6 protein-coding genes and 1 riboswitch are annotated in these 10,284 nt (G+C 63.4%); of the genes, 4 read left to right on the top strand and 2 right to left on the bottom strand.

Annotation, left to right across the window (positions count from 1 at the left end; translation table 11 throughout):
* Positions 1 to 596: 596 nt before the first annotated feature.
* The 3 genes from ACIPIJ_RS10455 to ACIPIJ_RS10445 are packed head-to-tail and all read left to right on the top strand — an operon-like array spanning position 597 to position 5,010.
* Positions 597 to 2,333, top strand: coding sequence for a type I secretion system permease/ATPase (locus ACIPIJ_RS10455; RefSeq protein ID WP_401075895.1), 1,737 nt, complete (start codon positions 597 to 599; stop codon positions 2,331 to 2,333).
* A gap of 6 nt (positions 2,334 to 2,339) precedes the next feature.
* Positions 2,340 to 3,680, top strand: a complete 1,341-nt coding sequence (locus ACIPIJ_RS10450; RefSeq protein ID WP_401075892.1) for an HlyD family type I secretion periplasmic adaptor subunit — start codon at positions 2,340 to 2,342, stop codon at positions 3,678 to 3,680.
* 1 nt (position 3,681) lies between these two features.
* Entirely contained in the window at positions 3,682 to 5,010 is a 1,329-nt protein-coding gene (locus ACIPIJ_RS10445) for a TolC family outer membrane protein (protein ID WP_401075889.1), read from the top strand.
* A gap of 88 nt (positions 5,011 to 5,098) precedes the next feature.
* Here the strand turns inward: ACIPIJ_RS10445 and tenA are convergent, their stop codons facing one another.
* Together tenA and ACIPIJ_RS10435 are read right to left on the bottom strand one after the other, a co-directional pair.
* The gene (gene tenA / locus ACIPIJ_RS10440) at positions 5,099 to 5,764 is read right to left on the bottom strand and encodes a thiaminase II (RefSeq protein WP_401077540.1); all 666 of its coding nucleotides are present in this window, start codon (positions 5,762 to 5,764) and stop codon (positions 5,099 to 5,101) included.
* On the bottom strand, positions 5,761 to 6,408 hold the full coding sequence (locus ACIPIJ_RS10435; RefSeq protein WP_401075886.1) for a TenA family protein: 648 nt from the start codon (positions 6,406 to 6,408) through the stop codon (positions 5,761 to 5,763). The genes tenA and ACIPIJ_RS10435 overlap by 4 nt, the downstream gene beginning before the upstream one ends.
* A gap of 78 nt (positions 6,409 to 6,486) precedes the next feature.
* A riboswitch (TPP riboswitch) is annotated at positions 6,487 to 6,600 on the bottom strand.
* A gap of 241 nt (positions 6,601 to 6,841) precedes the next feature.
* On the opposite strand from ACIPIJ_RS10435, the gene ACIPIJ_RS10430 reads away from it, so the two are divergent.
* On the top strand, positions 6,842 to 10,240 hold the full coding sequence (locus ACIPIJ_RS10430; RefSeq protein WP_401075883.1) for an Ig-like domain-containing protein: 3,399 nt from the start codon (positions 6,842 to 6,844) through the stop codon (positions 10,238 to 10,240).
* The last annotated feature ends 44 nt before the right edge of the window (positions 10,241 to 10,284 follow it).

The following is a 10,284-nucleotide window of genomic DNA, read 5'->3' as shown; positions in this document are numbered from 1 at the left end:
GACAGGGTCCATCCCGCGCCCGGTCTGTGATGACTTGCGCAGTGAGTGGGAAGCTGTTTTCAGGCGAGCACTGGCGCGGGGATGCCTTCACCGCGGGGGCAGGATATGCACCTGGAAATCGCGAAGCTGTAACGGCGGCCTAACAGGCAGGTGGGCCGTGGAAGCAGAAGGTCGAGTGGATGGCCATGGGAAGCTCCAGGTGCTCGACAGAGCCAGGGCGAGGTTTATCGGTGGGCAAGGCTCAATCCCTTGCCGTAGGCCGCGTAGATAAAGACCTGCTCCTGCAGCTGCCGCGATTAAGCAAGACTAAAGTCGCATAGCCAAAGCTTGTCAACATTGCGTCGAAAAAATGGCTCTCGATGATAATGCGTTGCAACTCGCTGTTTTGCTGGAACTTATGAAAAGTTCAAAACTTTATTAGAGCAAAATGATATTACAAGATATTTCGTTGCAACCTACGCTCGTGCATGAGGGAGCTGCACAAGCATTTTGCCCAGCCGCCAACACAACGACCGGCCTGCACCCCCTCTAGAACGCCTGTTTGTTGAAGTCCGGCGCGCCGCAATGGCCCCCGGTTGTTCGAAAAGGGAGGCCTCATGCACAAGTCGTCACGCACCCGCTCCGAGCTGGCCGATGCTTTTTTTCGCCTGCGCCGCAGTTTTTTTGCCTTGGCCGCCTTCAGCGGTGTGATCAACGTCATGATGTTGACGCCATCGGTGTACATGCTTCAGGTGTACGACCGGGCGCTGGTCAGCCGCAACGTGACGACGCTGACCATGCTGACGTTCCTGGTGGTCGGGCTGTTCCTGCTGATGTCCACCCTGGAGTGGGTGCGCAGCCGGGTGCTGGTGCGGGTCGGAAACTGCCTCGACATGGGCCTCAACCAGCGCATCTTCAGTGCAGCGTTCGAGCGCAACCTGAGCCGCGCCGGTGGTAACCCGGCGCAAGCCCTGCAGGACTTGGCGCAGGTGCGCCAATTTCTGACCGGAAATGCCCTGTTCGCCTTTTTCGATGCGCCGTGGACACCGATCTACCTGCTGGTGTCGTACCTGATCCACCCACTGCTGGGCCTGGTCACGTTGATCGGTTCACTGATGCTGGTTGCCCTGGCCTACCTGACCGAAAAGGCCACGCAAAAGCCGCTGGCCGAGGCCAACCAGGCGGCCCTCTCCAGCGCCAACTACGCCAACAACAACTTGCGCAACGCCGAAGTGATCGAGGCCATGGGCATGCTGCCATCGATCAGCAAACGCTGGTATCAGGGCCATCTGCGCATCCTGCAGATGCAAGGCCTGGCGTCCGACCGCGCCGCCATCATCAGCAGCACCGGGCGCTTCGTGCGCATCAGCCTGCAATCGCTGATTCTTGGCACCGGCGCGCTGCTGGCCATCGAGGGCAAGATCACCCCAGGCATGATGATCGCCTGCTCGATCCTCACCGGCCGGGCACTGGGCCCGGTGGAACAGGTCATCGCCTCGTGGAAGCAGCTGCTCGGGTGCCGCTCGGCATGGGGGCGGCTCAACGAATTGCTCAACGACTACCCACGCCGCCCACCGAGCATGTCACTGCAGCGCCCGCTGGGCATGCTGGCCGTGGAGAACATATTCGCCGGCGCTCCGGGTGCCAACAACACGATCGTGCGCGGGGTGAGTTTCAACCTGGCCCCGGGCGAAAGCCTCGGCATCATCGGCCCGTCCGCCTCGGGCAAGTCCACACTCGCCCGCCTGCTGGTGGGCGTCTGGCCGACGCAGGCCGGCAAGGTGCGCCTGGACGGCGCCGACATCTTCAGCTGGAACAAGGCCGAACTCGGCCCCTGGCTCGGCTACCTGCCACAGGACGTGGAGCTGTTCGAAGGCACCATCGCCGACAACATCGCCCGCTTTGGCGAAGTGGACAGTGACGCGGTGATCCGCGCCGCCAAAATCACCGGCGTACACGAGATGATCCTGCGCCTGGCCCAAGGCTACGACACCCGCCTGGGCACCGATGGCAGCCCGCTGTCCGGTGGCCAGAAGCAACGCATTGCGTTGGCCCGTGCGCTGTATGGCGAGCCCAGCCTGGTGGTATTGGACGAGCCAAACGCCAGCCTGGACGACGTTGGCGAAAAGGCCCTGGTCGATGCCCTGGCCGATCTCAAAGCCCGCGGCGCCACGGTCATTTTGATCTCCCACCGGCCCAATGTGCTGGGCGCTGTCGACAAGGTGCTGATGCTGCGAGACGGCGGCGTGCAGATGCTTGGCAGCCGCGATGAAGTGTTCACCGCGTTGCGCAAAGCCAGTGTGATACCGGCTGGCGCCGCAGCCCCGTTGGCCGCCGTGAAAGTACGGGAGTGACCGATCATGCAACTGAGCCAACACACCGAGATCATCCCCGCCGATGGCAAGAGCCTGATCGACCTGGACGTCGGCAAACCGGCGCGGGTGGGCCTGTGGCTGATGCTTGCCGGGTTCGGCGGTTTCCTGCTGTGGTCCTGGCTGGCGCCGCTGGATGCCGGCGTGGTCGCGACCGGCACGGTCAAGGTCACCAGCAATCGCAAGGCGGTGCAGCACCTGACCGGGGGCACCGTGGAGGCGATCCTGGTACGCGAGGGCGATGTCGTGAAAAAGGGCCAGGAAGTGGTCCGCCTCGACGCCTTGCACGCGTTGGCCGAACAAGGTGCGCTGAGCGCCCAGTACATCGTCAGCCAGACCGTGCAGAACCGCCTGGAAGCCGAACGGGATGGCCGCGACACGGTGGCCTACGCCCCCGAACTGACCCAGCGCTACGCCGATGACCCGCGCCTGGTGGCTGCCATGGACTTGCAACAGCGGTTGCTCGACACCCGGCGTGCAGGGCTGGCAGGCGAAATCAGCATCCTCGAGGAAAACCTCACCGCTTCGAACGTGCAGCTCAAGGGCTTGCAGCAGGTCTATGGTGCTCGCGCCTCGCAAATCGGCTTTCTCAATCAGGAGCTCAAAGGCACCCGTACACTGGCCGCTGAAGGCTATGTACCGCGCAACCGCCTGCTGGAACTGGAACGCAGCAATGCCGACCTGTCCGCCGGCCAGGCCGAAAACCTCAACAACATCGCCCGGGTGCGCAGCCAGGTGACGGAAATCAAGCTGCGCATCCTGCAGCGCCAGCACGACTACCTGAAGGAAGTCGAGTCGCAGCTGACCGACACCGCCAAGGAAAACACTACCCTCGCCGACCGTCTGCGCGCGCTGGATTACGAAGTGACGCACACGGTGATCCGCTCACCGATCGACGGCATGATCCAGGCGCTGAGCATCGCCACCGTCGGCGGCATCATCCAGCCTGGCGCGAAGATCATGGAGGTCGTACCGCTGAACGAGCCGCTGCAAGTCGATGCGATGATACCGGTGCAGGCCATCGACAAGATGGTCCCCGGCCTTGCCGTGGACATCGCCTTCCCGGCCTTCAACCATGCACAAACGCCAAACATCCCCGGCCGGGTCAAGACCATTTCGGCTGACCGGCTGATGGATGAGGAAAGCAAACAACCCTTCTACCTGGCCCAGGTTGAAGTCACCCCCACGGGCATGAAACTGCTTGGCAGCAACCATATACGGCCTGGCATGCCGGCTACGGTCACCATCAAGACCGGCGAGCGCAACCTGCTCAGCTACCTGCTCAAACCCATGCTCGAACGCGTCGACAGCGCGTTCAAGGAGCAATGAAATGAACCGTCATTGCCTGTTCGTCTGCCTGTTGGGGTTGGCCGCACCGGCCAGCGCCATGGACCTCAAGCAAGCCTGGGACCTGTTGCAGTACCAGGGGCCTATCTACCAGGCCGCCGTGCACGAGAAGCAGGCCGGCGCCGAGAACCGCGCCATCGGCCAGGCGGGCCTGCTGCCGCAGATCAATGGCTCGGCCTACTACAACAAGATCAATGGCAGCCAACGCCAGAACGGCCTTGACCGCGACCTCGACTACGACTCCAAAGGCGCCAGCGTGCGCCTGCGCCAACCCGTGTTCAATAAACAGAAAATGGCCGAGTACCACCAGGGCCAGCAGCGCGCCGACTACAGCGTCGCGGTGTTCGATGCCAAGAGCCAGGACGCTGCGGTGCGCCTGGCCGACAGTTATTTCGACGTGCTCCTGGCCAGTGAAACCATCACCCTGGCCAAGGCCAAACTGAGTGCATTCGAGGAGCAACTGGCGTCGGCCAGGCGGCGCATGGAGCTGGGTGACGGCACCATCACCGACATCGACGAATCGGCCGCCCGGCGCGACCTGGCCGAAGCCGAGCTGATCGAGGCGCAGGACAACCTGGTTAATACGCGACGCAAGCTGGAGGAATACATCGGCGAAACGCCTGACTCGCTGACCACTCTGCAGCCTGCCTTCGATACGCCGCCGTTGCTGCCGAGCAACCTGCAGGACTGGCTGGTCAAGGCCCAGGCCGATAGCCCGTTGATCCATGCCCGCCGGCACAGCTACGAGCTGGCCGAAGAGGAAGTCAAACGCGCACGGGCTGGCCATTATCCGACCCTCGACTTTGTCGCGGGTTACACCGCCGGCGAAAGCCAGTCGATCTCCGAGCTGAACCAGCGCAACCACTACAGCTCGATTGGCCTGGAGCTGAATATTCCGCTGTACAGCGGTGGCGGTGTCAGTGCGCTGACGCGCCAGGCCTCGGCCAACAGTTCCAAGGCGCTGGATGAACTCGACGCTACGCGCCAGGAAGTGATTTCCGGCACCACCCGGGAGTACCGTGGCGTGCAAAGCGGCGCGTTGCGGGTGCGTGCGCTGGAGAAAGCCGTGGCCTCCAACGAACGCTCGCTGCTGTCGACACGCAAGGGCTTCAAGGAAGGCGGCACCAGCACCAACTCGGATGTGCTCAATGCCGAGGAGTTGCTGTTCGTGGCCCGGCATGACCTGTTCGAGGCCAAGTTGCGCTACCTGATGTCACGCTTGCGCCTGGCGTCTTCGGTGGGCAGCCTGGGGGATGATGATATCGCGCTGGTCAACGGCTACCTGGGGCCGGAGTTGATGGTCAGTAATTGAACTCTACCGCGGTCGATAGCACGGGCTTCGCCCGTGTTTCGGTGCCCCGATCAACCCGCTCCACAGGGGCCGCGACCAGCAAGGTGGGTTATGCCACCCCATCCAACCCCATCTGCCAGAAATCCGCCTCCAGCCGCGAAGCCTGGCCGAAGATCCCCGCCAGCTCGACAAAGCGCTGCTCGGTCATGCTGCGTGCCGCCAGCTCATCGAGGTGCTTGCGTGCCGCCGCCGCCACGCCCTGGTAACCTTCGCCGGCATATTCGCCAATCCACTCCCGGTAAGGGTGATTGCTCAGGTCACCGATCTGCTGCGCCAGCGTGCGGCCAATTTCGGCGTAGCCAATCACGCACGGCGCCAACGCCACGTGCAGCTCCAGCAGGTCGCCGGCAGCGCCGCAGTCAAGCACATAACGCGTGTAGGCCACCGTAGCCTGGTGCTCGGGCGCCGCCTCGATATCGGCCTGCGACAGGCCCCAGCGCGCACACAGGCGCAGGTGCAGCTCGGTTTCATCGAGGATGGCCGCCAGGCCAGCCTGCGCAGCGCGAATGTCGGCCGGCAGGCGGCTCTTGTAGGCGGCCAGTGCCCAGGCGCGGGCGAACTGGATCAGGAACAGGTAGTCCTGCACCAGGTACGTCCGGAAGGCCTCCTCGCTCAAGGTGCCCTCACCCATCTGCCGCACGAAATCGTGGTCCACGTAGCTGGCCCACTGCGGTGTGGTGGCGGCTTTCAGGCGCTCGAAGATATCCATGCTCAGGCCTCCTCCTCAAAGAGGGCGTCGAAGAAGGCGAGCTCCAGTGCCACGGTGCGCGCATAGAAATCGCGGCTCAGCGCAGCCGCTTGCGGCCCTACACGGTCGAGTTCCGCCTGCAGGAAGGCGACAAACTCAGCGAACGCCGGGTTGTCGTGCAGGGTGATCCATTCGGCATGCACAAAGTTGCCGGGCAAGGGTTTGGCGGCTTTGCTTGCCCAATCCAGGTACAGGCCCTCGGCCACGTTCAGCACGGCCAGCGCCGCGGCATACGAACGGGTGGCGGCGGCTTCCTGCATGATCGCTTTGAAGCCGGCAGTGGGTACCGTGTCCTTCGCTTCGACGCGCTGCGCAGGGCTTACATCCAGCGCCTCGAAGGCACGCAGGAAGTAGGTGTTTTCGTCGCTGGAAATCATCCCGGCGAAACGGCCGAAGCGCAGCCGTGCCTCGAAGGTATCGGCGGTGGCGATGGCGGCGCCCAGCAAGGTCAGGAAGCTGTCGAGAAAGCGATGGTCCTGGACCAGGTAGCGGACCATGATCGGGTCCGCCACGCTGCCGTCGCACAGCTCAGTGACGAAGCGGTGGCCAACGGCAGCCGACCAGGTCGGTTCGCTCTGGCGGCGCAGGGTTTCAGTGAAGCGTTCGGTCATGGTGCTGCACTCCATGGGGTGACAGCGAGACCGTTACGGTGCGGCATGGAGCGGCCTCGCAATGAGGCCGGCAAAAAGGCAGGTCGTTCGTCCCATCCCTTCGCCGGCATGATCCGGATCAGGTTCGAAGGGTCACCGCGCTGCTGTGCCAGCGGTCTCTCAGCCCGTTGCCGGACGCCCCTTGGTGGGGTGCAGGTATACAGCACCTGCACCGGGGTTGTCACGGGGCAAATCACCAGAACTGGGCCTTGCCATACCCGCTTGTGGGTACCTATACCCATTTTTTGACGCGACAACGTTTATGTCGCATCAGTTCCGACAAGGTTTTGTTTAACAAAAGATTACTTGGCACAGCCGTTGCTCCGGCCAGTAAAACGAGGCAATACGCCATTGATGGCCCCAAGCCATTTAGCTGCGACCGAGGCATAAGGCGATGAAAAAAGCTGCCGTGATCCACCCCTGCCGCCCCCTGTTCAGATTGACCGCTGTGACCGCGATGATCCTCAGCCTTGGGCAGCACGGTGCCGTGGCTGGCTCTATGGATGATGTCAGCCAGCCGCCGCCAACGGACCCTTCCCACTTTGACGACCAACCGGCAGATCCGAACCCGGCCCTGCTCAACCTGCTTACACTGCCCGAGGCCAACCAGGGCTCGCTTGAGCTCAAGGACGGTGTCTATGGCGACCGCGACACCAACCGCGTCGACAACGTGCTGCCACCGGCCATGCAGACCTCACGCAATTACCCTACCAACGGCAAGCCCAGCCCGCTGTATGGCGCGCAACCCTTCACCCAGCAGCTGCTGCTGTTCGAAGAGTTCGGCCCGGAGAAACTCGACCCGAGCCTGCCGCCGCCCAGCCTGACGTTCCCTGTCCCCACGCTCGGTGCGGCACCGGCACAGGACCCTGACATCGTCGCCCGCAGCAGCCCGAACGGCAACGCCCTGGAAGCCTTCCTCAAGCAACCCGGGCTGTACCCGTTCCCGACCCAGTATTCCAACGTGTTGGACCGCAACCCGTGGAAGGCGCAGATCGAGATGTTCCTCAATCGCAATTCGGTCGGCTCGCCGGCGGAAGGCCGGCCGCCAGGAAAAGGCTGGTCGCACCAGCGCTGGAACGAGTTCTACCCCCAGGCCGCGTTCAAGACCGCACAGGCGGGTGCGCGCATCAACCAGGGGCTGCGTGACCGCAAGCAGCTGCACAACTATGCCGTGGGCGAATTCGCGCCAGGTGGGTTGTACTACCAGACCTCGGATATCCCCACCACGCTCGGCACCACCAAAGGCATCGACACGCGCTTTCACCCGAACATGCCGCTGCAGAACCACAAGTCACTGTGGACGTTCGACGGCACCTTCCCTACCAAGTTGCTGATGGTCCGCTACGGCCAGCCGGTGCTCATGCGCCACTACAACGCGTTGCCGATCGACCCGGCCGCCAACGCCGGGTTCGGCCTGCACACCATCTCGACCCACGAGCACAACGGCCATTCCCCGGCCGAGAGCGATGGTTTCGCCAACGCCTACTTCTTCCCCGGCCAGTACTACGACTACCGCTGGCCGATCCAGCTGGCCGGCTATGACACCATCAACACCCGCGCCCAGGACCCCCGCGCAGCATTCCCCTGCGCGCCGGGCGAAACCCTGTTCGTCAACGACGCATCCCCTGGCCTGAAGACCTGCCAGAACGGCAGCATCAAGATTCGCGGCGACTGGCGCGAAACCATGAGTACCCACTGGTTCCACGACCACATGATGGATTTCACGGCGCAGAACGTCTACAAAGGCAATGCCGTGATGATGAACTACTACAGCGCCCTGGACCGCGGCAACGAAGCCCTGCAGGACGGTGTCAACCTGCGCTTCCCAAGCGGTAGCGGCATGGCCTGGGGCAACCGCGACTACGACGTTAACCTGGTGATCGCCGACAAGGCCTGGGATCAGAACGGCCAGCTGTGGTTCAACCCGTTCAATACCGACGGGTTCCTGGGCGATCAGATCCTGGTCAACTGGCAGTACCAGCCCACGCTCAAGGTACGCGCGCGCAGCTACCGCTTCCGCATTCTCAATGGTTCGGTGTCGCGCTACTTCAAGTTCGCCGTGGTGCGTGAAATCGCAGGCAGCAGCGGTGAATTCAAAGGCCCGAGCGGCTCCAATGTGTCCTATGCACGCGTGCCGTTCCACATGATTGCCAACGACGGCAACATCATGGAACACGCGGTGCCATTCGACGGCACCCTGGACCTCAATGCTGACGGCAACCTGCAGGACAATAATGGCATCCTGCCGTTGCAGGCCATTGCCGAGCGCTACGACATCATCATCAACTTCGCCAAGAACGGCATCAAGGCCGGCGACAAGCTGTACTTCGTCAACCTGATGGAGCACGAAACCGGCAAGGGCCCGAAACAGGCCATCGCGCTGGCCGATGTTTTGTCGGAGAAATACAAGGCGGTCATCAAGCAGACCAGCAAAGGGCCGGAATGGGACAACGGCGACCCGGTGGTGGGCAAGTTCATGCAGTTGCTGGTGCAGCCCTACAGCGGTCAGGACGTGAGCATGGACCCAACCGCCTACGAGCCCGCCAAGCCCGGCAAGGCCGAAGGCCTGAAGATGATCCCGCTGACCATCGACCGCACCGCCCAGGCCGACAAGGACAAGATCAATGCCGCCCGCCACCGCGAGTTCATCTTCGGCCGCTCCGACGGCACCGACACCGCACCCTGGACCATCAAGACCGACGGCGGCTTCGGCTACAGCATGGACCCACGGCGCATCACGGCCGCCGCGCAATTGACGAACGAAGCCACCGACGGCGGCTTCAGCGGCGACGGCACCCTGGAAGTGTGGAAGATCAAGAACGGCGGCAACGGCTGGAGCCACCCGGTGCACGTGCACTTCGAAGAAGGTGTGATCCTCAGCCGCGATGGCAAGGCGCCGCCTGAGTGGGAAAAATGGGCACGCAAGGACGTGTATCGGATCGGCTCCGAGGTGGACTCCTCCGAAGAGGTTGAAATGGCGATTCGCTTCCGCGAGTTCGCCGGGACCTACATGGAGCATTGCCACAACACCCAGCATGAAGACTCCTCGATGCTGCTGCGCTGGGACATCGAGCACCCAGGGCAATTCCAGGTGATGCCGACCCCGTTGCCGGGCTGGGACGGCGTGCAGTACGTCGCCTCGGTCGGCCTGCCGACCTTCCGCACCAGCAGTGGCCATGGCGGTGGCGACGACACCAGCAACAAGCCACCAGTGGCCGTGAACGACAGTGCAGCCACCACGGCCGGCAAACCGATCGTGCTCAATGTGCTGGCGAACGACACCGACCCGGAGGGCAACCTGCCGCTGAGCGTCATAGGCCTGAGCCAACCGGATTCCGGCAAGGGTTCGGTGAGCACCGATGGCACTGTCGTCACCTATACCCCGCCGGCGACGGTGCCCACCCCCTTCACCGCCAGCTTCAATTACTCGGCGCGTGATGCCAAAGGGGCCGAGTCAGTGGCACCGGCCACGGTCAGCATTGCAGTGGGCCCGGCGGTGGCCATGGACGAGATCCAGGTCAGCAGTGCATCGGTGCAGTTGCGCAGCAACAACCGCTACACCTGGGACGTGTCCGGTACCACCTCGGTGGCCACGGGCAACAGCATCACGGTGACTGCCGCAACCACCAGCGGGCCGCTGAACCTGGGTACCGCCACGCTGACAGCGGCGACCACCGGGGCACGCTGGCGGTTGTCGGTCACCACCACCGGCAGTGGCCCGGCCACGCCTGCGACGGTAACCGTGAAGTCGACGCTGGGGCAGAGCGTGACCGCCCCGGTCAGCATCAGGTAAGGCGGGGGCTGCTTTGCAGCCCTATCGCCGGCTTGCCGGCGATA

The sequence above is a fragment of the Pseudomonas sp. NPDC087185 genome, from assembly GCF_044744955.1.
GTDB lineage: Bacteria > Pseudomonadota > Gammaproteobacteria > Pseudomonadales > Pseudomonadaceae > Aquipseudomonas.
This window is presented reverse-complemented; position numbering and strand designations above follow the sequence as displayed.

Coding starts and splice junctions, on each gene's coding strand:
- ACIPIJ_RS10455 (WP_401075895.1), top strand. CDS start 597: ATGCACAAGTCGTCACGCACCCGCTCCGAGCTGGCCGATGCTTTTTTT.
- ACIPIJ_RS10450 (WP_401075892.1), top strand. CDS start 2,340: ATGCAACTGAGCCAACACACCGAGATCATCCCCGCCGATGGCAAGAGC.
- ACIPIJ_RS10445 (WP_401075889.1), top strand. CDS start 3,682: ATGAACCGTCATTGCCTGTTCGTCTGCCTGTTGGGGTTGGCCGCACCG.
- ACIPIJ_RS10435 (WP_401075886.1), bottom strand. CDS start 6,408: ATGACCGAACGCTTCACTGAAACCCTGCGCCGCCAGAGCGAACCGACC.
- ACIPIJ_RS10430 (WP_401075883.1), top strand. CDS start 6,842: ATGAAAAAAGCTGCCGTGATCCACCCCTGCCGCCCCCTGTTCAGATTG.